This window comes from Streptomyces mirabilis, from assembly GCF_039503195.1.
GTDB lineage: Bacteria > Actinomycetota > Actinomycetes > Streptomycetales > Streptomycetaceae > Streptomyces > Streptomyces mirabilis_D.
The window spans coordinates 2,921,914-2,946,570 of record NZ_JBCJKP010000001.1; the positions used below are offsets into that span (position 1 = coordinate 2,921,914).

The 24,657-nt window shown below is 69.9% G+C and carries 19 protein-coding genes; 5 read left to right on the forward strand and 14 right to left on the reverse strand.

The genetic code is table 11. The features are described 5' to 3' along the window. Positions 1–43 precede the first annotated feature (43 nt). From pgi to uvrC, 12 genes are all read right to left on the reverse strand, one after another. A complete protein-coding gene (pgi, locus tag AAFF41_RS13920) occupies positions 44–1,696 on the reverse strand; it encodes a glucose-6-phosphate isomerase (protein WP_319748219.1) in 1,653 nt (550 codons plus the stop codon). A 72-nt stretch (positions 1,697–1,768) separates the two neighbouring features. Further along, entirely contained in the window at positions 1,769–3,037 is a 1,269-nt protein-coding gene (locus AAFF41_RS13925) for an MFS transporter (protein ID WP_319748220.1), read from the reverse strand. 186 nt (positions 3,038–3,223) lie between these two features. Next, entirely contained in the window at positions 3,224–3,559 is a 336-nt protein-coding gene (locus tag AAFF41_RS13930; protein WP_075026247.1) for an RNA polymerase-binding protein RbpA, read from the reverse strand. A gap of 236 nt (positions 3,560–3,795) precedes the next feature. Then, a complete protein-coding gene (gene secG, locus AAFF41_RS13935; RefSeq protein WP_006373292.1) occupies positions 3,796–4,032 on the reverse strand; it encodes a preprotein translocase subunit SecG in 237 nt (78 codons plus the stop codon). A 125-nt stretch (positions 4,033–4,157) separates the two neighbouring features. Further along, complete coding sequence (gene tpiA / locus AAFF41_RS13940; RefSeq protein ID WP_319748221.1) at positions 4,158–4,934, reverse strand: triose-phosphate isomerase; 777 nt, start codon at positions 4,932–4,934, stop codon at positions 4,158–4,160. Between the two features lie 6 nt (positions 4,935–4,940). Then, the gene (locus AAFF41_RS13945) at positions 4,941–6,152 is read right to left on the reverse strand and encodes a phosphoglycerate kinase (protein ID WP_054235923.1); all 1,212 of its coding nucleotides are present in this window, start codon (positions 6,150–6,152) and stop codon (positions 4,941–4,943) included. Between the two features lie 128 nt (positions 6,153–6,280). After that, on the reverse strand, positions 6,281–7,291 hold the full coding sequence (gene gap, locus AAFF41_RS13950) for a type I glyceraldehyde-3-phosphate dehydrogenase (protein WP_343324019.1): 1,011 nt from the start codon (positions 7,289–7,291) through the stop codon (positions 6,281–6,283). Positions 7,292–7,481: 190 nt separating this feature from the next. Continuing rightward, the gene (locus AAFF41_RS13955) at positions 7,482–10,439 is read right to left on the reverse strand and encodes a M14 family metallopeptidase (protein ID WP_319748222.1); all 2,958 of its coding nucleotides are present in this window, start codon (positions 10,437–10,439) and stop codon (positions 7,482–7,484) included. A 162-nt stretch (positions 10,440–10,601) separates the two neighbouring features. After that, positions 10,602–11,591, reverse strand: a complete 990-nt coding sequence (whiA, locus tag AAFF41_RS13960) for a DNA-binding protein WhiA (protein ID WP_010987695.1) — start codon at positions 11,589–11,591, stop codon at positions 10,602–10,604. Then, positions 11,582–12,652, reverse strand: coding sequence for a gluconeogenesis factor YvcK family protein (locus AAFF41_RS13965; protein ID WP_319748223.1), 1,071 nt, complete (start codon positions 12,650–12,652; stop codon positions 11,582–11,584). Before AAFF41_RS13965 ends, whiA begins: the two co-directional genes overlap by 10 nt. After that, entirely contained in the window at positions 12,649–13,653 is a 1,005-nt protein-coding gene (gene rapZ, locus AAFF41_RS13970; RefSeq protein WP_388411547.1) for an RNase adapter RapZ, read from the reverse strand. The genes AAFF41_RS13965 and rapZ overlap by 4 nt, the downstream gene beginning before the upstream one ends. Continuing rightward, positions 13,650–15,797: an excinuclease ABC subunit UvrC gene (gene uvrC, locus AAFF41_RS13975; RefSeq protein ID WP_343324020.1), complete on the reverse strand. Its 2,148-nt coding sequence runs from the start codon at positions 15,795–15,797 to the stop codon at positions 13,650–13,652. The genes rapZ and uvrC overlap by 4 nt, the downstream gene beginning before the upstream one ends. Before the next feature lie 292 nt (positions 15,798–16,089). Here uvrC and AAFF41_RS13980 point away from each other — a divergent pair, with 292 nt between their 5' ends. Next, entirely contained in the window at positions 16,090–17,037 is a 948-nt protein-coding gene (locus AAFF41_RS13980; RefSeq protein WP_319748225.1) for a hypothetical protein, read from the forward strand. Between the two features lie 39 nt (positions 17,038–17,076). Here AAFF41_RS13980 and AAFF41_RS13985 read toward each other — a convergent pair whose 3' ends face one another. Continuing rightward, positions 17,077–17,481 carry a Rieske (2Fe-2S) protein gene (locus AAFF41_RS13985; RefSeq protein ID WP_343324021.1) on the reverse strand — a complete coding sequence of 135 codons (405 nt, stop codon included), beginning with the start codon at positions 17,479–17,481 and terminating at the stop codon, positions 17,077–17,079. Between the two features lie 210 nt (positions 17,482–17,691). On the opposite strand from AAFF41_RS13985, the gene AAFF41_RS13990 reads away from it, so the two are divergent. Then, the gene (locus AAFF41_RS13990) at positions 17,692–18,777 is read left to right on the forward strand and encodes a LacI family DNA-binding transcriptional regulator (protein WP_319748227.1); all 1,086 of its coding nucleotides are present in this window, start codon (positions 17,692–17,694) and stop codon (positions 18,775–18,777) included. Beyond that, a complete protein-coding gene (locus AAFF41_RS13995) occupies positions 18,774–19,685 on the forward strand; it encodes a carbohydrate kinase family protein (protein WP_343324022.1) in 912 nt (303 codons plus the stop codon). The genes AAFF41_RS13990 and AAFF41_RS13995 overlap by 4 nt, the downstream gene beginning before the upstream one ends. Positions 19,686–19,838: 153 nt before the next feature. Here the strand turns inward: AAFF41_RS13995 and uvrA are convergent, their stop codons facing one another. Then, positions 19,839–22,880 (reverse strand): excinuclease ABC subunit UvrA, encoded by a 3,042-nt coding sequence (gene uvrA / locus AAFF41_RS14000; RefSeq protein ID WP_319748229.1) that lies wholly within the window; start codon positions 22,878–22,880, stop codon positions 19,839–19,841. Positions 22,881–23,103: 223 nt separating this feature from the next. Between uvrA and AAFF41_RS14005 the strand changes: the two genes are divergently transcribed. Next, positions 23,104–23,793, forward strand: a complete 690-nt coding sequence (locus AAFF41_RS14005; RefSeq protein WP_319748230.1) for a maleylpyruvate isomerase family mycothiol-dependent enzyme — start codon at positions 23,104–23,106, stop codon at positions 23,791–23,793. A 9-nt stretch (positions 23,794–23,802) separates the two neighbouring features. Then, positions 23,803–24,459 (forward strand): MBL fold metallo-hydrolase, encoded by a 657-nt coding sequence (locus AAFF41_RS14010; RefSeq protein WP_319748231.1) that lies wholly within the window; start codon positions 23,803–23,805, stop codon positions 24,457–24,459. Positions 24,460–24,657: the final 198 nt, after the last annotated feature.

Below are 24,657 nucleotides of genomic sequence, written 5' to 3' on the forward strand. Positions count from 1 at the left end.
GGACTCCCACCGCCCGCTTTCCGTGACCCACGCGCGTCGGCGCCTACCGGCCGCGCAGCTCCCGGTACTTCGCGACGAGTGCCTTCGTCGACTCGTCCAGGCCCGGCACGTCCGCACCCTCGGTCAGTGCGGGTTCGACCCGCTTGGCGAGGACCTTGCCGAGCTCGACACCCCACTGGTCGAAGGAGTCGATGTTCCAGACCGCACCCTGGACGAACACCTTGTGCTCGTAGAGGGCGACCAACTGGCCGAGCACCGAGGGCGACAGCTCCCTCGCGAGGATCGTCGTCGTCGGGTGATTGCCCTTGAACGTCTTGTGCGGGACCAGTTCCTCGGCCACGCCCTCGGCGCGCACCTCGTCCGGCGTCTTGCCGAAGGCGAGGGCCTGGGTCTGCGCGAAGAAGTTCGCCATCAGCAGGTCGTGCTGGGCGACCAGGCCCGGCAGCAGATCGGCCACCGGCTCGGCGAAACCGATGAAGTCCGCCGGGATCAGCTTCGTGCCCTGGTGGATGAGCTGGTAGTAGGCGTGCTGCCCGTTGGTGCCGGGCGTCCCCCACACGACCGGGCCGGTCTCCCACTCCACGTCGTGCCCGTCGCGCTCCACGGACTTGCCGTTGGACTCCATGTCCAGCTGCTGCAGATAGGCCGTGAACTTGGACAGGTAGTGCGAGTACGGCAGTACGGCGTGCGACTGGGCGTTGTGGAAGTTGCCGTACCAGATGCCCAACAGGCCCATCAGCAGCGGCACATTGGACTCGGCGGGCGCGGTGCGGAAGTGCTCGTCGACGAGGTGGAACCCGTCGAGCATCTCCCGGAAGCGGTCCGGCCCGATCGCGATCATCAAGGACAGACCGATCGCGGAGTCGTACGAGTACCGTCCGCCGACCCAGTCCCAGAACTCGAACATGTTGGCGGTGTCGATGCCGAAGTCGGCGACCTTCTCGGCGTTGGTCGACAGCGCCACGAAGTGCTTGGCCACGGCATCCTGATCGGCCTTCAGCTCGGTCAGCAGCCAGTTGCGCGCGGAGGTCGCGTTGGTGATCGTCTCGATGGTGGTGAACGTCTTCGAGGCGATGATGAACAGCGTCTCGGCCGGGTCGAGGTCGCGGACGGCCTCGTGCAGGTCGGCGCCGTCCACGTTCGACACGAACCGGACCGTGAGGTCGCGGTCGGTGAAGGAGCGCAGCACCTCGTACGCCATCGCCGGGCCGAGGTCGGAGCCGCCGATGCCGATGTTCACGACGTTCTTGATGCGCTGGCCGGTGTGGCCGGTCCACTCGCCGGAGCGGACCCGCTCGGCGAAGTCGGCCATCTTGTCGAGCACGGCGTGCACGGCCGGGACGACGTTCTCCCCGTCGACCTCGATCACCGCGTCGCGCGGGGCACGCAGCGCCACGTGGAGCACGGCCCGGTTCTCGGTGACGTTGATCTTCTCGCCGCGGAACATGGCGTCGCGCAGCCCGAAGACGTCGGTCGCCGCCGCCAGCTCGCGCAGCAGCCGCACCGTCTCGTCGGTGACCAGGTGCTTGGAGTAGTCGACGTGCAGATCGCCGACCTGGAGGGTGTACCCGGTTCCGCGCCCGGGGTCGGTTGCGAACAGGTCCCGCAGATGGGTCTCCGCGAGCTCCTCGCGGTGCTTGGCCAGAGCGGTCCACTCGGGCGTCTGGTTGAGCCTGGCACGGCTGTCTGCGTTCATCTCTGGCTTCCGCCTTCTTTCCTGCGTGTGCTGCTGCTTGCCTCGCCCCACTGCCGGTCCCAACCTAATTGATCAGGGCTTGACGTGAGCTGTCGTGGCGCCGTCGTCCGGCTCAACAACAGATACGTCCGGCAGATGCGCGGGTATCAGCGAGGTGACGGCGAGCCCGAAGAGGACGGCCGCGAACAGCGCGGGTCCGTTCAGCCCGTAGGCACCCGCAACGGCGCCGCCGAGCAGGGCGCCGACCGGGGCCCCGGAGGTGGAGGCGGTGCGGAACGCGGCGCTGACGCGGCCCACCATGGCCGCCGGGCTGCGCTGCTGCATCAGCGTGACCTGGTTGACGTTCCACACCATGCCCATCAGTCCGAGCAGTGCCATGCCCGCGAGGAGTGCACCCAGGTGGCGGACGGTGCCGAGGAGTACCAGGGCTGCCGTCTGGACGCATCCGCACAGGAGCAGGCTCCGTACCCGCCCGATCCGGCGCGCGATCCACTGGGCCGGCACTCCCCCGGCCAGGGATCCGGCCGAGAAGGCCGTCATCGCGGCCGCGAAGCCCGCGTTTCCCGCGTGCAGCCAGCCGGTCACGTGCAGGACCAGCGTGGCGATCAGGGCGCCCATGCCGATGTTGCACAGCAGTGTGGCCGTGCAGACCGCGCGCAGCACCCTGTCGTGCCACAGGGTGCGCACTCCCTCGGCCACCTCCGCCCGCAGGGTGCTCCCGGCGGGCCGGGGATCCCGCTCGGGCGCCCGGATCCGCAGGGAGGCCACGAGGGCGGCGGCCAGCAGATAGGTGACCGCGTCGGCCGCGAACGGCGCGGCGGCCCCGAGGGTGAGCAGCAGCGGCACGAAGGGCCCGGCCAGGAAGCCGCCGGCGAGCTGCTGGCCGGTCATCAGTCTGGCATTGGCGCTGCCCAGGGTCTCTTTGCCGACCAGGGAGGGCAGCAGGGCCGTGGACGCGTTGTCGAACAGCGTCTGGAGGGTGGTCAGGGCGAAGGCGAGCGCGATCAGCAGGCCGATCGTGGCATGGCCGAGCCCGACGGCGAGGGCGAAGCAGGCCACCAGCCCGCCGCGTACGGTGTCGACGGCCCACATCGCCCGCCGCTGGTCCACCCGGTCCGCGACCGCGCCGCCCAGCAGCCCGAAGAGGAGCCAGGGGAGGTAGCCGCAGGCCGTGACGGAGGCGATGACGAGCGGATCGTCCGTGAGCCGCACGGCGAGCAGCGGCAGCGCGGCGGTCCGCAGGGCGTCCCCGAAGCGCGAGACCACCGCCGCGCTCCACAGCCGCCCGAATCCCCCGCGCCACGCCGGTGCCCGCACCCCCGCCGCCTCGACCGTCGTCACAAGGCCCCCTCTGGTTCCGCCACTTCAAGAACGGTAGAGGGCACCACTGACAATCGACTCGCGACGACGCCGCGGACGCTCCGCGACCGGCTCGGCACGGGGGCCCGCCCCGGCGGCGCCCGTGCGCGACCCGGCGTGCGAAACACGTCCGGCCAGGCACCTCGGTGCCCGGCCGGTTCTCAACCCCTAGATTTCGCCCCGCAGTTTGGCGAGCGCCTCGGCGAGGATGGCCTCGCCGTCCGCGTCGCTGCGCCGCTCCCGTACGTACGCGAGGTGCGTCTTGTACGGCTCGGTGCGCGGCGGGTCCGGCGGGTTGTCCTGGTCCTGTCCGGCGGGAAAGCCGCAGCGCGGGCAGTCCCAGGTCTCGGGAACCTGCGCGTCGCTGGCGAAGCTGGGCACCGTCTCGTGCCCGTTGGAGCACCAGAAGGAGATGCGCAGCCGCGGCGCGGACTCGCCGCGCTCGGCCTCGCCCATCGGCCCCGCCCCGACCCGGCTTCCTCGGATCGCGTTGCCACTTGCCACGGTCGTAACTCCCTGCGTGATGGTGCCGCGAAGCGAGTCGGCGTGACGCTTCGCTGCGAGCGCCTCAGTCTACGTAAGGCCCAACGCGCGTCCAGTGATTGGAGTTACACCCCGGCCCCTAGACGCAAGCCCCATGATAGGCCGCGCCTGGGGGCGCGTACCGGACATGGGGCCTTACGTGCGGATTGTGCTTGCGTAATGTGCAGTTGTGCTGCTGTACCGATGCCGGTCGGTGATCAGTTGTTGACCTTCATCAGGATGCCGAGCACGACAATGGACGCGAACCAGAGCAGACCGATCACCACGGTGATGCGGTCGAGGTTGCGCTCGGCGACCGAGGAGCCACCGACGGACGACTGCATGCCGCCACCGAACATGTCGGAGAGACCGCCGCCCTTCCCCTTGTGCATCAGCACCAGCAGCATCAGCAGCAGGCTGAAGACGATCAGGGCGATCGAGAACCCCAAAACCACGGCTGGACCAACTTCCTCGGAACTGAATGGACGACGGGGGCCGAAGCCTACTGGGTGAGCACCTCAAGCCCACTCCGAAGGCCGCGACCCCCGCAAGGGTACGACGAATCGCCGCTAGCGCATACTTACTGGTCGCGGAAGCGGACGATCTTGACGAACTCGTCGGCGTCCAGAGAGGCACCGCCGACCAGGGCGCCGTCGATGTCGGGCTTCGCCATGATCTCCGCGACATTGCCGGACTTCACGGAGCCGCCGTACTGGATGCGGACCTGGTCGGCCACTTCCTGGGAGTACAGCTCGGCCAGCCGGGCGCGGATCGCCGCGCAGACCTCCTGGGCGTCGTCGGCGCCGCAGACCTTGCCGGTGCCGATGGCCCAGACCGGCTCGTACGCGATCACGATCGACTCGGCCTGCTCGGCCGGGACGTCCTTGAGACCGCCGTCGACCTGGGAGAGCGTGTGCGCGACGTGGTTGCCCGCCTCCCGGATGTCCAGCTCCTCGCCGACGCACAGGATCGGGGTCAGGCCGTGCTTGAGGGCGGCCTTGATCTTGGCGTTGACGATCTCGTCGGTCTCGTTGTGGTACTGCCGGCGCTCGGAGTGGCCGATCGCCACGTACGTGCACTTCAGCTTGGACAGCATCGGGCCCGAGATCTCGCCGGTGTAGGCACCGGAGTCATGCGCCGAGAGGTCCTGAGCGCCGTACTTGATCTTGAGCTTGTCGCCGTCGACCAGGGTCTGCACGGAGCGCAGGTCGGTGAAGGGCGGCAGGACGGCGACCTCACAGGCCTCGTAGTCCTTGTCGGCCAGGGCGAAGGCGAGCTTCTGGACGTGCGCGATGGCCTCGAGGTGGTTGAGGTTCATCTTCCAGTTGCCCGCCATCAGCGGCATACGGGTCGTCATGCGGGGTCAGTCCTCCAGTGCGGCGAGGCCGGGGAGCGTCTTGCCCTCGAGGTACTCGAGGGAGGCGCCGCCACCGGTCGAGATGTGACCGAATGCCTTCTCGTCGAAGCCCAGGATGCGGACGGCCGCGGCGGAGTCGCCACCGCCGACGACCGTGAAGGCCGGGGATTCGACGAGGGCCTGGGCGACCGCCTTGGTGCCCTCGGCGTAGTCGGGGTGCTCGAAGACGCCCATCGGACCGTTCCAGAAGACGGTGGCCGCGTCGGCGAGCTTCGAGGCGTACAGCTTGCGGGTCTCCGGACCGATGTCCAGGCCCTCCTGGTCGGCCGGGATGGCGTCCGCGGCGACGGTGGTGGGGTTGGCCGGGGCCTTGGTCTTCAGGTCCGGGAACTCCGGAGCCACCAGCACGTCGACGGGGAGGACCAGCTCGACGCCGTTCTTCTCCGCGCGGTCCATGTACTCCTTGACGGCCGGAACCTGGTCCTCCTGCAGGAGGGAGATGCCGACCTCGTACCCCTTGGCCTTGAGGAAGGTGTACGCCATGCCGCCGCCGATGAGCAGACGGTCGGCCTTGCCGAGCAGCTGGTCGATGACGGCGAGCTTGTCGGAGACCTTGGCGCCGCCGAGCGCGACGACGTAGGGGCGCTTGACGTCCTCGGTGAGCTTCTTCAGGACGTTGACCTCGGTGGCGATGAGGTAGCCCGCGTAGTGCGGAAGGCGCGCCGGGAGGTCGTACACGGAGGCGTGCTTGCGGTGCACGGCACCGAAACCGTCGCCTACGTAGACGTCGGCCAGGGCGGCGAGCTGGTCCGCGAACTCGCCGCGCTCGGTGTCGTCCTTGGACGTCTCGCCCGGGTTGAAGCGCAGGTTCTCGATCACGGCGACCTGGCCGGGCTGGAGGCCGTTCACGGCGTCGTGGGCGGCGGGGCCGACGGTGTCCTGGGCGAACGCCACGGGGGCGCCGAGCAGTTCACCGAGTCGCTCGGCGGGCTGCAGCAGGGAGAACGCCGGGTCCGGGGCACCCTTGGGGCGGCCCAGGTGCGAGGCGACGACCACCTTGGCGCCCGCTTCGGCGAGGGCCTTGATGGTGGGCAGGACGGCGCGGATACGGCCGTCGTCGGTGATGAGGCCGTCGGCCAGCGGCACATTGAGGTCGGCGCGGACGAAGACCCGCTTGCCGTCCACGCCTTCGGCGAGAAGTTCGTCGATCGTCTTCATAAAGGGACTCCTAGGAGGGCTCTGTTGTCCGGGAGGGCTGTTCGATCCATGCACAGAGCAGGGCTCGGACAACGCGGCTGTGCGCTGCCCGAGCCCTGCTCTCACATCAGAGGTGCCTGCTCCGGGACTTAGAGCTGGCCGCCGACGAAGACCGTGAGGTCGACGAGGCGGTTGGAGTAGCCCCACTCGTTGTCGTACCAGCCGAGGATCTTCACCGAGTTGCCCTCCTGGACCATCGTCAGGGAGGAGTCGAAGGTGCAGGAGGCCGGGTCGCCGACGATGTCCGAGGAGACGATCGGGTCCTCGGTGTAGGCCAGGTAGCCCTTGAGGTCGCCGTCGTCGGAGGCCTTCTTGAACGCGGCGTTGACCTCGTCCTTGGTGACCTCGCGCTGCAGCGTCACGACCAGGTCGGTGGCCGAGCCGGTCGGGACCGGGACGCGCATCGCGATGCCGTCGAGCTTGCCCTTGAGCTGCGGCAGGACCAGGGCGGTGGCCTTGGCGGCACCGGTCGTGGTCGGGATGATGTTCTCGGCGGCGGCGCGGGCGCGACGCAGGTCCGAGTGCGGGAAGTCCAGGATGCGCTGGTCGTTCGTGTACGCGTGGACCGTCGTCATCAGGCCCTTGACGATGCCGAAGTTCTCGTCGAGCACCTTGGCCATCGGCGCCACACAGTTGGTGGTGCAGGAGGCGTTGGAGATGATGTGGTGATGCGCCGGGTCGTACTTGTCCTGGTTGACGCCCATCACGATGGTGATGTCCTCGTCCTTGGCCGGAGCCGAGATCAGGACCTTCTTGGCGCCGCCGGCGATGTGCTTCTCGGCGTCGGCCTTCTTGGTGAAGATGCCGGTCGACTCGATGACGATGTCGACGCCCAGCTCGCCCCACGGGATGTCGGCGGGGTTGCGCTCGGAGAGCACCTTGATGGTGTGGCCGTCGACGGTGATCGTGTCGGCGGTGTGCGACACCTCGGCCTTGAGGCGGCCCAGGATGGTGTCGTACTTCAGCAGGTGAGCGGTGGTCGCGGTGTCACCCAGGTCGTTGACAGCCACGATCTCGATGTCAGCACCCTGCTCCAGCAGCGCGCGGAAGTAGTTACGACCGATGCGGCCAAAGCCGTTGATGCCTACGCGGATCGTCACGAACCGATCTCCTCGTTAGGTACGCCGACTCAGTGCCGGCGAGTTGTATGGGATGTCCCCGACCGCCTACGACCCTACCTCCCCGAGGCGTCTGCGGTGACATCGAGATACCCCATACACGGCAGGGTGTTCCGTACCCACCAGTAGGGGTACGGAACACCCTCGGTGTTGACGAGATAGTCACACAGGGTTAGCTGTTCAGCGCCCCGAGCGCCTTCTTGATGAGGGCCGCGCGGTCGGCCGCCGCGGTGACGTGCTCCAGGCCGAAGCCCAGCAGCACCGTGTCGTCCGTCGTGACTCCGCCGTACGTCTTGAACAGTTCTCCGTAGCGCGCCCAGTCCTTGAGCACCGAGGGGCTGCCCGGAGGCGGTCCGGAGGCGCTCCAGGGCCCGAGGGAGGTCTCGAAGCCCTCGGTCTGGGTGGCCGCCCCGCCGACGACGAGGGAGGCGTTGTCCGCGAGGACGCCGTGACCGCCGGTGTTCGGGTCGGTGATGTAGCTCAGCGACACCTCGACCGACTTGCCGGCGTACGCGCTGAGGTCGAAGTTGACCTGCTGCCAGCCGCTGGAGGCGCCGGTGAAGCTGTTCCACGCCCCGCTGGTACCGGTGTTGGCGCAGCCGGTGGAACTCACGGTCAGGTACCGCTTGAGGAAGGGATGCTCCCTGACCAGGAATCCGGCCTCGCACTCCGCCGGGACCGTGGTGCTGGTGGCGCCGCCCGCCTCGGGCAGCGTCGTCCAGTCGTCGGCCCCCGTGGTGTGGGCCTCGAGCACCGCGTGGTCGTAGCCGGGCTCGGTGTCCCACAGGAGTTGGGTGCGCAGCGTCGGCTTGTCGGCGGCGCTGACACCGGTGAGGTCGATGGTCCTGGTGAGGCGCTTGTAGGCGTCGTCGGTGTGCACGGCGGCGGCCATGTACGAGCCCGCGTAGGGCCCGTACGGGTTGACGGTCCCGGCGAACTGGCCCGCTCCCGCGCTCGAGGCGAACTGCGGGTACTGCGCGGGCGCCAGCGAGTCCGAGGTGACGCCGTAGGTGCCCGCCGTGTTCAGCGGATTGCCGGGCGCGTCGCCGAGCGCCCCCGTGAAGCCGCTGAGCTTTCCGGCGCCGGCGAAGCCGTTGGCCCCCGGAGTGGACGTACGGGAGTAGGCGCCCAGGTAGTACTGGCTGAAGTCGTTCGAAAGGGTGCCTCCGCCGAGGTCGACGTTGCCGCCGGCCTGCTCGCCCGCCTCGATCAGCTTGCCGCCCTCGTTGAGGAAGGCGCGCAGTTGGAGCTGGGTGGCGTTGCCCGGCCGGGCGGCGCCGGTGTAGTGGACGACCGTCTTGAAGTGGTCGAGCACGCCGAGCGCGTCGGGCGCGCCCAGGGTCGCCACGTCCCACACGAGGGGCTTCTTGCCGTTGGCCTTCAGGGCGTCGACGTAGGCCTGGGACTGCGTGGCGGTCGCGCCCTCCTCGGCGACGACCAGCGTGTCGGCACGGGGCCGCTGGGCCACGGTGTACGTGAAGTGCGTGCTGGAGGTCTTCTTGCCGCTCCTGGTCTCACCGGTGAACCACACCTCGACCTTGTCGCCGGGGTCGCCGTCCTTCACCTTGGCGCGGTACTCGTCGAAGTAGAGGTTGTCCTTGCCGCCGTAGGTCTCGCCGCCCTTCCAGGCCTTGAGCGCCATGTCCAGCGTACGGCCGCCGTTGACGCGGTACTTGAGCTCCTTGTCGCGTACGGACTTGCGGACGACCACGGAGACCGTCTGGTCGGCGCCGCGGGAGTACGACGTCGTGAAGGGGGCCGGGGTGAAGTCGGGCGCGTCGAGGCCCACCGAGGACGACGGCTGGTCGGGGTGGGCCGCGGTCTCGGCGACGGAGAGCGCGAACGGGACGTTCTTCTCGAACTCCTGCTCGATCAGCTTCTCGTCGTCCGGGAAGGTGAAGACCGAGGCGCAGTCTGCCGCGTTCCAGGCGTCGTTCGGGTCGATGTCCGAGGCGGTCTGGCAGGTCGACATCTCGGGGGTGAACATCGCCATGCCGTTGACGTTGCCCGCGTGGCCGTCCGCCTCGCCGTTGGTCGTGTAGAGCTCCGAGGAGACCTGGGGGTGGTAGCCCGGGATCGCGGAGTGCTCGGGGGTTCCGGCGAGCGCCTTGTAGAGCACGTCGTCCGGGGTGGGCGTCGCCACCTGCCAGCCCACTCCGTAGAGGAGCAGTTCGGCGGCGGAGTGGTAGTTGATGCCGTACGTGAAGCCGATCCGCTTCTCGAAGGCGTCGAGCGCCTTGGTCTCGGGCTCGGAGCCGGGGCTCGCGCCGCGGTAGGTCTCACTGGTGGGGTTGGGTGACGAACCCTCGTCGTCGTAGCCCCACTTGTAGGCGAAGTTGCGGTTGAGGTCGACGCCGTCACCGGTGGAGATGACCCCGTCGCCGTTGACGTCCCGGAGGTTCTTGCGCCACTGGCGGGCGTCGGCGTCCTTGAACGTGTAGTCGTAGCCGTCGGGGTTGGCCGACAGGACGAACCACAGTTCGGTGGAGTCGACGATCTTCTTGATGCGTTTGTCCGTGGAGTAGTTGTCCAAGTAGTAGTGCATCAGACGCCGTGTCATCTCGGGCGTGATCCACTCGCGTGCGTGCTGGTTGGACATGTACAGCACGGACGGCTTGGAGCCGTCCTTGGACTTCTTCGCGCCCTTGGTCAGTTTGAGCGCGAGGATGTCCTGGCCGTTGACCGTCTTGCCGATGGAGACGACCTTGGCGAGATCGGGGTGGGCGGCGCCGGTCTTGACGATCTCCTCCTGGAGATTGCCCTTGCCGCTGTACGGGCGGAACACGCCCTGGGCCGCCTTCTCCACCCGCGCCTCGGCCTTGGCCGTCAGGGTGTGCTCGGTGAGGTCGACGCCCTGCTTCTCCAGCTTCTTGGCCTGCTGGTCGGTGACGTAGACCTCGACCGCGCTCTTGCCGTTCTTCCACGTCGTGTCGCCGAGTTCGTGGCCGTCCTGCCCGGCCGCGAGCAGCAGGGGTATCTGCTGCTTCGTGATCTCCGCGTGGAACACCTTCACGGCGTTCGCGTCGGGCTTGGGTGAACCGCCGTTCTGTGCCTGGGCGATGGGCGCCATGCCCGCACCGCCCAGCAGGAGCGCGCCGGTAGCGAGGATCGCTCTCGCTCTTCGTCTCATGAGCCCCCCTTGCGTGAGTCCGCCACAGCAGCGAACAGATGCCAGGCTCATGACACTTCATGGTCAAGTCAAGGGTGCCTCACAGGAACGCAAACGCCGGTGCCGACGTCCCAAGTGGACATCGGCACCGGCGTGTTGGGCTTCCGGCGATCGACGGACGGGTCAGCCCGCGAGGTTGTCCGCCATCTCCTCGGTGAGGTTCGACTCCGTCCCGGGGATGCCGAGATCCTGGGCCCGCTTGTCGGCCATCGCCAGCAGCCGACGGATACGGCCGGCGACGGCGTCCTTGGTCAGCGGCGGGTCGGCGAGCGCGCCCAGCTCCTCCAGGGAGGCCTGCTTGTGCTCCATGCGCAGCCGTCCGGCGGCCGCGAGGTGCTCGGGCACCTCGTCCGCGAGGATCTCCAGGGCGCGCTGCACGCGGGCTCCGGCGGCGACGGCGGCACGGGCCGAGCGGCGCAGGTTGGCGTCGTCGAAGTTGGCGAGCCGGTTGGCCGTGGCGCGGACCTCGCGGCGCATCCGCCGCTCCTCCCAGGCCAGCACCGACTCGTGCGCTCCGAGACGGGTGAGCAGCGCGCCGATCGCGTCTCCGTCACGGACGACCACGCGGTCCACGCCGCGCACCTCGCGGGCCTTCGCGGCGATCGAGAGCCGACGGGCGGCGCCGACGAGCGCGAGCGCGGCCTCCGGACCCGGGCAGGTGACCTCCAGGGAGGAGGAACGGCCCGGCTCGGTGAGCGAGCCGTGCGCCAGGAACGCCCCGCGCCAGGCCGCCTCGGCGTCGCAGGTGGCCCCCGAGACCACCTGCGGCGGGAGGCCCCGGATCGGGCGCCCACGGCCGTCCACGAGCCCCGTCTGGCGGGCCAGCTGGTCGCCGCCCGCCACGACGCGTACGACATACCGGGAGCCGCGGCGCAGACCGCCGGGCGCCATCACGATCAGTTCGGAGCTGTGGCCGAAGATCTCCAGAATGTCCCGCTTCAGCCGGCGCGCCGCCATCGCGGTGTCCAGCTCCGCCTCGATCACAATCCGGCCGCTCACCAGGTGGAGGCCGCCGGCGAACCGCAGAATGGCGGAGACCTCCGCCTTTCTGCAGCAGGTCCGGGTGACGGGGAGCCGGGAAATCTCATCCTTCACCGCTGCCGTCATCGCCATGGGCCGATCCTTCCATGCATCCGAAAAATACGGTCGTACGCGGCGGCCAACAGCTCCGGGTCGTGCCGCGGAGATCCGTCGGTCCGGGCCACCGGCGCCAGCTCGACCGCGGCGCCGAACCGCTGGGCGGCGTCGGTGAGTGAGTCGCGATCGGGCACGGCGGCCTCGTCGGCCAGCACCACGTCCAGGGCGAGTTTAGGGGCGTGTCGTCCCAAAACCTCCAAATGACGCTGCGGGGAGAAGCCCTCGGTTTCTCCGGGCTGCGGGGCGAGGTTCAGGGAGAGTACCCGGCGCGCCTTCGTCTCGGTGAGCGCGTCGAGGAGCTCGGGCACGAGAAGGTGCGGAATCACCGAGGAGAACCAGGAGCCGGGGCCGAGGACCACCCAGTCGGCGTCGAGGACCGCCGCCACGGCCTCGGGGACGGCGGGCGGGTCGGCGGGGACGACCTGCACGGACTGCACCTCGCCTGGGGTGAGGGCCACGGTCGCCTGTCCCCGTACCGTGACCACGTCCTCGGGCCGATCCGGGTCGTGTCCCTTGACGAGGGCCTGCAGCTCCAGGGGTACGGCGGACATGGGCAGCACCCGCCCGTGCGCCCCGAGGAGCCTGCCGACCAGATCCAGGGCCTGGACATGGTCGCCGAGCTGTTCCCACAGGGCGACGATCAGCAGATTGCCGACCGCGTGCTCGTGCAGATCGCCCTGGGACTGGAAACGGTGCTGGATGACGCGGGCCCAGGTCTGGCCCCAGTCGTCGTCGCCGCACAGCGCGGCCAGGGCCTTGCGCAGGTCGCCGGGCGGCAGCACGCCCAGCTCGTCGCGCAGCCGCCCGCTGGAACCGCCGTCGTCGGCCACGGTGACGACGGCGGTGAGGTCGCCGGTGATCCGGCGCAGCGCGGCGAGCGAGGCGGACAGCCCCATGCCGCCGCCGAGGGCGACGACCTTGGGCTGGGCACCCCGACGGCGCGGCTTCCCGCCGCGCGCCTCGGCGGGCCGGTCGCCGCGTCCCTCGGAGGCGACCCGGCGCAGCCTGCTCAGCCGCAGTGCGGCACGTCCGGTCACTCGCGCCCCATGTCCCGGTGGACGACCACGGTCTCCACGCCCTGCGAGGCGAGGCGGGCGGCGAGCTTCTCGGAGGTGGCGACCGAGCGGTGCTTGCCGCCGGTGCAGCCGACCGCGATGGTCACATAGCGCTTGCCCTCGCGGCGGTAGCCGGCGGCGATGAGCTGGAGCAGCTCGGTGTAGCGGTCGAGGAACTCCTTGGCGCCGGGCTGGTTGAAGACGTACGCCGACACCTCCTCGTTCAGGCCGGTGAAGGGGCGCAGCTCCGGGACCCAGTGCGGGTTGGGCAGGAAGCGCATGTCCACGACCAGGTCGGCGTCGACCGGAAGGCCGTACTTGAAGCCGAAGGACATGACGGTGGCCCGCAGCTCGGGCTCCTCCTCGCCGGCGAATTGGGCGTCCATCTTGGCGCGCAGCTCGTGCACGTTCAGGCTGGAGGTGTCGATGACCAGGTCGGCGTCGCCGCGCAGCTCGCGCAGCAGCTCACGCTCGGCGTCGATGCCGTCGACGATGCGGCCGTCGCCCTGGAGGGGGTGCGGACGGCGCACGGACTCGAAGCGGCGCACCAGGGCCTCGTCGGAGGACTCCAGGAAGACGATCCGCCGGGTGACGTTCTTCGCCTCCAGGTCGGCGAGGGACTCGCGGAGGTTGTCGAAGAAGCGGCGGCCTCGTACGTCGACGACGACCGCGATCCTCGCCACGTTGCCCTGGGAGCGGGCGCCGAGCTCCACCATGGTGGGGATCAGCGCGGGCGGCAGGTTGTCGACGACGAACCAGCCGAGGTCCTCCAGACACTTGGCGGCCGTCGAGCGGCCCGCCCCGGACATCCCGGAGATGATCACCAGCTCGGGGATGGCGGCTTCGGGCACCGCGGGCGTCTCCATCGTCGTACCCCCCTGGGTCTCGTCGGCGGCCTGTGGTTCGGCCGTCTGCCCGGTCGTCTGCGGTCCGGCCGGTTGTTCGGTCTGTGCTGGGATCTCTTGTCGTTCGTTGTCGCTCATGTCTCCTGCCCCCGTCGCTCGTGTGAGGCGCCCGTGGACACGGGCTCCTCCGGGGAGCCCGTGTCCACGGGCGCCCCGACTTCCTCGTCTTCCATGATCTCTCCAGTCGCCGTGTTCACGGCGGGTGCGGCCGGAGCCGCCTGGGCGAGGGCCACGGCGACCGCCTCGGCCGTCTTGCGGCCTATGCCGGGGACCTCGCAGATCTGGTCGATGGTCGCGGATCGCAGCTTTTTCACCGAGCCGAAGTGCTTGATCAGCGCCTGCTTGCGGGTCTCGCCGAGGCCCGGCACCTCGTCCAGGGGGCTCGCCTTGAAACGCTTGGCCCGCTTGGTGCGCTGGTAGGTGATGGCGAAGCGGTGGGCCTCGTCACGGACCCGCTGGAGCAGGTACAGGCCCTCGCTGGTGCGCGGCAGGACCACCGGGTCGTCCTCGTGCGGCAGCCAGACCTCCTCCAGGCGCTTGGCGAGACCGCAGACGGCGATGTCGTCGATGCCCAGTTCGTCGAGGGCCCTCTTGGCCGCAGCGACCTGCGGCTGGCCACCGTCGACCACGACGAGCTGCGGAGGGTAGGCGAAGCGCTTGGGGCGGCCGTCCTCCTCGGTGAAGGCGTTCCCCGTGGTGTCACCCTCCAGAGCGGCGTTCCCCAGGGGAGCGCTTTCGGTGGAGGTCCCGTCGGCGGAGGCCCCGTCGCTGGAGATCCCGTCGCTGGAGGCGTCCTCGCCGTCCGTCCACTCGCCCGTGCGCTCCTTCTCGGCGAGATAGCGCCTGAAGCGGCGGGTGATCACCTCGTGCATGGAGCGGACGTCGTCCTGGCCCTCGAAGCCCTTGATCTGGAAGCGCCGGTACTCGCTCTTGCGCTGCAGCCCGTCCTCGAAGACGACCATGGAGGCGACCACGTCGTCCCCCTGGAGGTGCGAGATGTCGTAGCACTCGATCCGGAGCGGGGCACTGTCCAGGTCGAGGGCTCCGGCGATCTCCTCCAGGGCGCGCGAGCGGGTGGTCAGGTCGGAGGCGCGCTTGGTCTTGTGCAGGCCGAGCGCCTGGAGCGCGTTGCGCTGCACGGTCTCCATGAGCGCCTTCTTGTCACCGCGCTGCGGGATGCGGAGGGAGACGTTCGACCCGCGGCGCTCGGTCAGCCACTCCTGGACGGGCTCCACGGGGTCGGGCAGTGCCGGGACGAGCACCTCCTTGGGGACGGAGTCGCCCGTCTCCTCCCCATAGAGCTGCTGCAGCGCGTGTTCGACCAGGTCACCGGTGGTGACGGCCTCCACCTTGTCGGTGACCCAGCCGCGCTGGCCGCGCACCCGGCCGCCGCGCACGTGGAAGATCTGCACGGCGGCTTCCAGCTCGTCCTCGGCGACGGCCATCAGGTCGGCGTCGGTCGCGTCGGCGAGCACGACCGCGTTCTTCTCCATGGCCTTCTTCAGGGCCTCGATGTCGTCGCGCAGACGGGCCGCCCGCTCGTACTCCATCTCCTCGGCCGCGTCCGTCATCTGCTGCTCGAGGCGGCGGATGTACGTCCCCGTACGGCCGGCCATGAAGTCGCAGAACTCCTCCGCCAGCTCACGGTGTTCCTCGTCGGAGACCCGCCCGACGCAGGGGGCGGAGCACTTGCCGATGTAGCCGAGCAGGCAGGGGCGGTCGGTGCGGGCGGCGTTCTTGAAGACGCCCGCCGAGCAGGTGCGGACCGGGAAGACGCGCAGCAGCAGGTCGACGGTGTCGCGGATCGCCCACGCGTGCCCGTACGGACCGAAATAGCGCACGCCCTTGCGCTTGTGGCCGCGCATCACCTGCACACGCGGAAACTCCTCGTTCATCGTCACCGCGAGGTAGGGGTAGCTCTTGTCGTCGCGGTACTTGACGTTGAACCGGGGGTCGTACTCCTTGATCCAGGAGTACTCCAGCTGTAGCGCCTCGACCTCCGTGGACACCACCGTCCACTCCACGGACGCGGCCGTGGTGACCATCGTGCGGGTGCGGGGGTGCAGGCCCGCCAGGTCCTGGAAGTAGCTGGCCAGGCGCTGGCGCAGGCTTTTCGCCTTTCCGACGTAGATCACCCGGCGGTGCTCGTCGCGGAATTTGTACACCCCGGGAGAGTCCGGGATCTGTCCCGGCTTGGGGCGGTAGCTGGAGGGGTCGGCCATGTCACACACCCTACTGGCGAGGGCCGACACCGCGACGGCCTCCCGGCCCGCCTGTGGACTCAGCCGCCGGGACCGCGATCGCGGATCGGCCAGAGGGCGGTACAGCAGGTTGAGTAGGTTGCGTATCAGGTGTTGTCGGGGCTTGGTCAACACGCTTCAATGCCTGGGAACTCGGGGTCGTGGACGGCGACAGGCGCGTGTGAACAAGCCCCGCGCGCCGGCCGGGCGCCCCCGACGACCTACATCCAACGGTCTGACCAGCCGTTGTGAACATTCACAGAAAGGCCCCTGCATGCGGTACGGCACACAGCACGCGGACGTCGCCATTGCCGAACTGGAGACGGCCTTGGCGGGAGGCCCCTTCCATGTCGCACTGCGCGCCGCGATCGCCGCACGCGGCCTGCCCCTGCAGCGCGTACAGCACCATCTGTCCCGGTACGGGGTCAAAGTCGGGGTCACGAGCCTGAGTTACTGGCAGCAGGGCGCCCGGCGCCCGCAGCGCCCCGAGTCGCTGCGCGCCGTGCGCGCCCTGGAGGAGATCCTCCAGCTCCCGGACGAGTCGCTGATCCGGCTGCTGGCCAAGGCAGACCAGCGCTGCGACCCCCAGCGCCCCACCGGCCGCTCGTACCGCTCCCTGGTGGAGGCCTCCGGCGTCCTGGAGCGGCTCCTGGCCGAGCTGGAGTCACCGCTCGACGGCGGCATGCACACCCTCGGCCACCACGAACTCGTCCGGATAGGCGCGCACCGGGAGCTGCTCGCGCGCGAGTCCCACCACATCGTGCGGGCCTACAAGGACGGTGTGGACCGCTATGTGGCCGTCCACCACGGCGACCCTGGCTGCGCCCCGGAGCGCACGGCGGTCCGAGCCCTGGAGAACTGCCGCACGGGACGGGTGCGCTGGCACCACGAGACCGGAGTGATGGTCGCCGAGCTGCTCTTCGACACGCGGCTGCGCGCAGGAGATACGTTCCTCTTCCGCTACGGCTTCGAGGACGGCACAGCCGGCGCGTCCAGCGAGTACGTACGCGGGTTCGGCTTCGCGGGCGGCCAGTACGCCCTCCAGGTGCGGTTCGCCGAGGATGCGCTGCCCGTGCGCTGTCACCGGTTCACCCAGCACTCGGCGGCGGCGCCACGCAGCGGCCGCCAGGAGCTCCCCCTCAGCGGGCGTCATCGCTCGGTACATCTGGTCGAGCCGCGGGTGCGGTCGGGCATCGTGGGCATCGGCTGGGACTGGGAGTGACCCCGGCCGACCGGGGACGCGACGTCACCGCACTCCCGGTCAGGGACCCGCGACGATCCTGCCGCCCTTGGCCTGCACGGACAGCTCCTTCAGCGGCACGGTGGCAGGGGCCTGCAGCACCTTGCCCGTCGCCGCGTCGAACTCGCTGCCGTGGCACGGGCAGATCAGCGTCGTGCCCTGGAGCTTGTTGATGGCGCACCCGGCGTGCGTGCAGATCGTGCTGAACGCCTTCAGGGAGCCGTTCTCGGCGCGGCTGACCACGACGTTCTCTTCCCGGTACAGCTTGGCGGCGCCCTTGGCGACCTCGCTCTGCGCACCCAGCTCGACCGGCGCGGTCGGCGCCGCCGGCGTCCCGCCCCCGCTGCCCCCGGAGCAGGCACTGAGGGCTACCCCGGCGACTGGGGCGAGCGCCGCTCCTCGCAGGACGGTACGGCGGGCAGGCATGGCGTCTCCACAGGTCGGGGCCGGGCGTGTGTCGACGATACCGGTAGGGATGATTCCGCCCCGAGGGGGTCCACATGGGGGCGGGCGACGGGACGTAAACGTTTGCGCAAGCGTTTACGTCCACCGCCGGATGCGATAGGTTCCCGCCGGAACAGGCCGAGAGTTCGGGAAGGGCCCAGTGGGTCGCCCGGGGAGAGGCGAGGCAGGGCGATGGCAACGATGGTCGATGTGGCGGCGCACGCGGGAGTGTCCGTGGCGACCGTCTCCCACGTGCTCAACGACACGCGCCCCGTGCTGCCCCACACCCGCCAGGCCGTCCTGGACGCCATCGACGCGCTCGGCTACACGCCCAACACCCTGGCCCGTTCCCTGGTCACCGCACGCACCCGGTCCATCGGCCTCGCGGTGTCGGCGATCAGCAACCCGTACTTCACGGAGATCCTTCAGGGCGTCGAGGCGGGCGCCCTGGAGCACGGGTACGGGCTGCTCCTCGCCGATCCGCACGACGATCCCCAGCACGAGCGGAAAGTCGTCCAGCTGCTGCACGAGAGACGCGTCGACGGTCTGATCGTCGCGCCCTCCGCCGTTCCGGACGCGCTTCTGCGCTACCTCGGGCAGCACAACGTGCCGACCGTCTTCCTGGATCGCCTGGTGGAGGCCCCGGCCGACCACCCCTTCCGCTTCGACCAGGTCTGCGCCGAGAACGCCGAGCCGATGGCACGACTGGTCGGGCATCTCGCCGAACGGGGTCACCGGCGCATCGGGCTCGTCGCGGGCCTGCCCGGACTCAGCACCACGAACGAGCGGATCTCCGGCTACCGACACGGCCTCGCGGGCGCCGGGCTCCCCTACGACGAACGGCTCGTGGCGCACGGCGACTCCGAGGCGACGGCCGCCGAACGTGCCACCGACGCGCTGCTGTCCCTGGCGGCGCCCCCGACCGCGCTGGTCACCGGAAACAACGCGATGACCATCGGGGCCCTGTGCGCCCTGCGCGAACGCGGTCTGTCCGTGCCGGACGACCTGGCGCTGTGCTGCTTCGACGACTTCGCCTGGGCTGATCTGTTCGCGCCCCGGCTGACCGCGATCTCCCAGCCCAGCAAGGAGATCGGCGCGCAGGCCGTCCGGCTGCTCCTGGAACGGCTCGCCTCGCCGGACCACCCGGCCCGCACCGTGCGGCTCCCCTGCGCCTTCGTCCACCGCACCTCGTGCGGCTGCGCCGAGCCCCCCAGGACATCGGGGGCCTCCCCCACCGACCTGAGTCAGAAGAGTCCCGCGAAAGGATCCCTGTCGTGATCGTCGTCGCCGGTGAGGCCCTGATCGACCTGGTACCGCAGGGCGCGGGCGCGCTCGCGGGCCTGCGGCCCGCACGCGGCGGCGGCCCCTACAACACGGCGGTGGCGCTGGGCCGCCTCGGCTCCCCCACCGCCTTCTGCTCCCGGGTCTCGTACGACGCCTTCGGCGACGCGCTCCTCGGCGGGCTGCGCGAGGCGGGCGTCGACGTGTCCTCGGTGCAGCGCGGGACGGAGCCGACGACCCTCGCGGTCGCCTCCATCGACGTGGACGGCTCGGCGGCGTACTCCTTCTACGTCGAGGGCACGGCCGACCGCCTGTTCGCCGCGCCGGAGCGGCTCCCTGACGCCACCCGGGCGGTGTCCTTCGGGACCTGCTCGCTGGTCCTGGAGCCGGGCGCGAGCGCCTACGAGGAGCTGATGCGGGCCGCCGCCGCGCGCGGCGTGTTCACCACGCTCGACCCGAACATCCGGGCCGTGCTCATCCCCGACGCGGACGCCTATCGGGCCCGCTTCAAGAGCTGGCTGCCGTCGGTGTCGCTCCTCAAGCTCTCCGAGGAGGACGCGCTGTGGCTGGGAGGCACCCCGCGCGAGTGGCTGGCGTCCGGTCCCGCGGCCGTCGTGATCACCCAGGGCGGCGACGGCCTGACGGTGTTCACCCAGGACGGCTCCGTCCACACCGTGCCCGGTGAGCCGGTCGAGGTCGTGGACACCATCGGCGCCGGAGACACGGTGAACGCGGCCCTGCTCCACGGCCTGGCCGCACGGGACGCGCTGTCCCCGGCGGCGCTGGCCGAGCTGGGCCCCGACGGCTGGAGCGAGCTGCTGCGGTTCGCGGCCTGCGCGGCGGCGATCACCTGCTCACGAGCGGGCGCGGAACCGCCGTTCGCCGCGGAACTCGACGCCCCCTGAGACAGCTGGACCCACTGAGCCGGACAGCTGGACCCACTGAGACCGATGTGCTCCAAGGGCGGCTGACCGTGCAACGGGCGGTGCCCCAGGGGGAGAGTTCCCATGAGGCACCGTGTTGTTCCTGATGTGTCGGGCCTGGCCCGTCCGGCCGGATCAGGCCTTGCGTGCCCGCGTGGTCTTCTTCGCGGGGGTCGCCTTCTTCGTGGCCGTCGTGCTGGTGGCCGCGGCGGCCTTCTTCGTGGCCGTGTTGTTCACGGCCTTCGTCGTCGTCTTCCTGGCCGTCGACTTGGCCGCGACCGCCTTCTTGGCGGCCGCCTTGCGGGGAGCCGGTACGGAGGCGGCGTCGCTGATCCGGTCCGCGCCCAGGACGTCGCGCAGGAACTTGCCGGTGTGGCTGGCCGGAACCCCGGCGACCTGCTCGGGCGTGCCCTCGGCCACCACGAGACCACCGCCGTTGCCGCCCTCCGGGCCCATGTCGAGGACCCAGTCGGCGGTCTTGATGACGTCGAGGTTGTGCTCGATGACGATGACCGTGTTGCCCTTGTCGACCAGACCCGAGAGCACCGTGATCAGCTTGCTGATGTCCTCGAAGTGCAGACCGGTGGTCGGCTCGTCCAGCACGTACACCGTGCGGCCCGTGGAACGCTTCTGCAGCTCGCTGGCGAGCTTGACGCGCTGGGCCTCGCCGCCGGACAGCGTCGGCGCGGACTGGCCGAGCCGGACGTAGCCGAGACCGACGTCGTTGAGCGTGCGCAGGTGCCGGGCGATCGCGGGGACGGCCTCGAAGAAGCCGAGGGCCTCCTCGATCGGCATGTCGAGAACCTCGGAGATGGACTTGCCCTTGTAGTGGACCTCCAGGGTCTCCCGGTTGTAGCGCGCCCCGTGGCAGACCTCGCAGGGGACGTACACGTCCGGAAGGAAGTTCATCTCGATCTTGATCGTGCCGTCGCCCGAGCAGTTCTCGCAGCGGCCGCCCTTGACGTTGAAGGAGAAGCGGCCGGGCATGTAGCCCCGCACCTTCGCCTCGGTCGTCTCGGCGAACAGCTTGCGGACGTGGTCGAAGACTCCGGTGTACGTGGCCGGGTTCGACCGCGGGGTGCGGCCGATGGGCGACTGGTCGACGTGCACGACCTTGTCGACGAGGTCGTCGCCGTCCACACGCGTGTGCCGCCCGGGAACGTTCCGAGCGCCGTTGAGCTCGCGCGCCAGGTGCGTGTACAGGATGTCGTTGACCAGCGTCGACTTGCCGGAACCCGAGACACCCGTGACCGCCGTGAGCACGCCCAGTGGGAAGGACACGTCGATGTCCTGGAGGTTGTTCTCACGGGCGCCGTGCACGGTGAGCCTGCGGCCCGGGTCGGCGGGGCGGCGGATGTCCGGAAGCGGGATCTCCCTCTTGCCCGACAGGTACTGGCCGGTCATCGACTCGGCGTTGGCGAGCAGTTCCTTCAAGGGGCCGCTGTGCACGACCTTGCCGCCGTGCTCACCCGCGCCGGGGCCGATGTCGACGACCCAGTCGGCGACCTTGATGGTGTCCTCGTCGTGCTCGACGACGATGAGCGTGTTGCCCATGTCGCGCAGCCGGACCAGGGTCTCGATCAGCCGGTGGTTGTCGCGCTGGTGCAGGCCGATGGACGGCTCGTCGAGGACGTACAGGACGCCGACGAGGCCGGAGCCGATCTGGGTGGCCAGGCGGATGCGCTGGGCCTCGCCGCCGGAGAGGGTGCCGGCCGCGCGGTTGAGCGACAGGTAGTCGAGGCCGACGTCGACCAGGAAGCGCAGCCGTTCGTTGACCTCCTTCAGGACGCGCTCGGCGATCTTCTTGTCGCGCGCGTCGAGCTTCAGCTTGCCCAGGAAGTCCGCGCAGTCGCTGATCGACATCGCGGAGACCTCCGCGATCGACTTCTCCATGACGGTGACGGCGAGGATGAGCGGCTTGAGGCGGGTGCCCTCACAGGTGGGGCAGGGCACCTCGCGCATATAGCCCTCGAAGCGCTCGCGGCTGGCGTCGCTCTCGGACTCGCTGTGCCGCCGCTTGATGAAGGGGACGGCCCCTTCGAAGGGGGTGGTGTAGACACGCTCGCGCCCGTACCGGTTGCGGTAGCGCACCTCGATCTGCGTCTTGTGGCCGTAGAGCAGGGCCTTCTTGGCGCGCTGCGGAAGACCGGCGAAGGGGATGTCGGTCCGGAATCCCAACGCGTCGGCGAGGGCTCCGACGAGGCGTCCGAAGTAGTCCTTGGTGTGCCCGTGCGACCAGGGGTGGATGGCGCCCTCGTCGAGGGACTTGTCCTCGTCCGGGACGATCAGCTCGGGGTCGACCTCCATGCGCGTACCGATACCGGTGCACTCGGGGCAGGCGCCGAAGGGCGAGTTGAAGGAGAAGGAGCGGGGCTCCAGCTCCTCGAACGACAGGTCGTCGTACGGGCAGTACAGGTGCTCCGAGTACATGCGCTCGCGCTCGGGGTCGTCCTCGGGGAGGTCGACGAAGTCGAGCACGACCATGCCGCCGGAGAGCCCGAGGGCGGTCTCCACGGAGTCGGTGAGACGGCGCTTGGCGGAGTCCTTCACCGTGAGGCGGTCGACGACCACCTCGATGGTGTGCTTCTCCTGCTTCTTCAGCGTGGGCGGCTCGGTGAGCTGGATCGTCTGACCGTCGACCCTGGCCCGGCTGTACCCCTTGGTCTGGAGATCGGCGAAGAGGTCGACGAACTCGCCCTTGCGCTCGCGCACCAGCGGCGAAAGGACCTGGAAACGGCTTCCCTCGGGCAGCTCCAGAACCCTGTCGACGATGGCCTGCGGCGACTGGCGCGTGATGGGGCGGCGGCACTCGGGACAGTGCGGCTTGCCGATGCGCGCGAAGAGCAGACGCAGGTAGTCGTAGACCTCGGTGATGGTGCCGACCGTCGAGCGCGGGTTGCGCGAGGTCGACTTCTGGTCGATGGAGACCGCCGGGGAGAGGCCTTCGATGAAGTCGACGTCCGGCTTGTCCATCTGACCGAGGAACTGCCGGGCGTACGAGGACAGTGACTCCACGTAACGCCGCTGTCCCTCGGCGAAGATCGTGTCGAAGGCCAGCGAGGACTTGCCCGACCCCGACAGGCCCGTGAAGACGATGAGCGAGTCGCGCGGGAGGTCGAGCGAGACATTCTTCAGATTGTGCTCGCGCGCTCCACGGACGATGAGACGGTCGGCCACGCCGGTCCGCACCTTTCTTGAGAGTAGTGACAGGGGCCGAGGCCCCCGTCTTTCCCAGACTAGGGGGAGCCACTGACAGCGCCGGTTGCTTTCCCTGGTTCACAACAATCCCGGGCCATCCAGCATGCCCGACGCCGCATCCGAGGGTATAGCACGTGCATTCGATTTGCGGGCGTGGCCGACCACCTTCACCCGAACGTGTGCCGGGGCTAGGGTCGGCCGCATGATGGATCATGTGCGCGACCTGGCGTCTGTACGTGACGCGACCGAACGGCTGCTCAGCGCAGCCGCCGAACTGGACAACGCTTCCGTGGCCGAGCCGTCACGGCTGCCCGGCTGGAGCCGCGGCCATGTCCTTGCCCACCTCTCCCGTAACGCGGACGCGCTCGTGAACGTCCTCGACGGGCTCCCCATGTACGTCTCCGGGGAAGCCCGGGACGCCGACATCGAGCGGGACGCGCCGCGCCCCCTGGACGGACAGCTCGCGGACCTGCGGGAGAGCGCGGCCCGGTTCCAGTCCGCGGGCGCGGCGCCCGCGGACTGGTCGCGCACGGTGGAGCTGCGCAACGGGGTCACGGACTCCGCGACCCGGGTGCCGTTCCGGCGCTGGGCCGAGGTCGAGCTGCATCACGTGGACCTGGGGATCGGGTACGAGCTCGAAGATCTCCCGGAGGAGTTCGTGGAACGGGAGATCGCGTTCCTCGCCGATCGGTTCACGGGGCACCCCGAGGTGCCCTCCACCCGGATCACCGACGCCACGCGCGTGTGGAGCACGGGACGCGATGCCGAGGGCGGACCCGAGGTCACCGTGACCGGTCCCGCACCGGCGCTGCTCGGCTGGCTCTGCGGACGGCGCGACGGTTCGGGGCTGAGCGTCGATGGCGGGCCGCTCCCCGCGCTCCCCCCGCTATAGGCTGCCGTCATGACGTACAGCGGAGCGGTGAAGGTCGGCGGACCTGCCGATGTGCACGAGCTGCAGAACCTGATGATCTCCAAGGTCGCGGTCGGCCCGATGGACAACAACGCCTATCTGCTGCGCTGCCGGGCCACCGACGAGCAGCTGCTGATCGACGCGGCCAACGACGCCGGCACCCTGCTCACGCTGATCGGTGACGACGGCATCGCGTCCGTCGTCACCACACATCGGCACGGCGACCACTGGCAGGCGCTCGCGGAGGTCGTGGCGGCCACCGGCGCCCGCACGTACGCGGGCCGGGACGACGCCGAGGGCATCCCCGTGCCGACCGACGTCCTCGTGGGCGACGGCGACACGATCCGGGTGGGGCGCGTGGAACTCACCGCGCGCCACCTCGTGGGGCACACACCGGGCTCGATCGCCCTCGTCTACGACGACCCGCACGGGCACCCGCACGTGTTCACCGGGGACTGTCTCTTCCCCGGCGGTGTGGGCAACACCCGCAAGGACCCGAAGGCGTTCGCCAGCCTCATCCACGACGTCGAGACGAAGATCTTCGACGCGTTGCCGGACGAGACCTGGGTCTACCCGGGGCACGGCAACGACACGACGCTGGGCGCCGAGCGGCCGCACCTTCCGGAGTGGCACGCGCGCGGTTGGTGACTCCGGGGCGCGTATGACGAACGAACCCCGGCCGGTCCGGGTCGTCCGACGAACCCCGGCCGGGGGGGCGTGAAGTCCGCGAACACGCGCCCCGTGTGATTGGAGCGCACGCGCCGGTGTCCTGCGCGCGCTCCCGGCGGGTGCGGTGGTGCAGTCCACTGGAAGCAGCCCCGCTCAGGTCGACGGCTCCTGATGCGA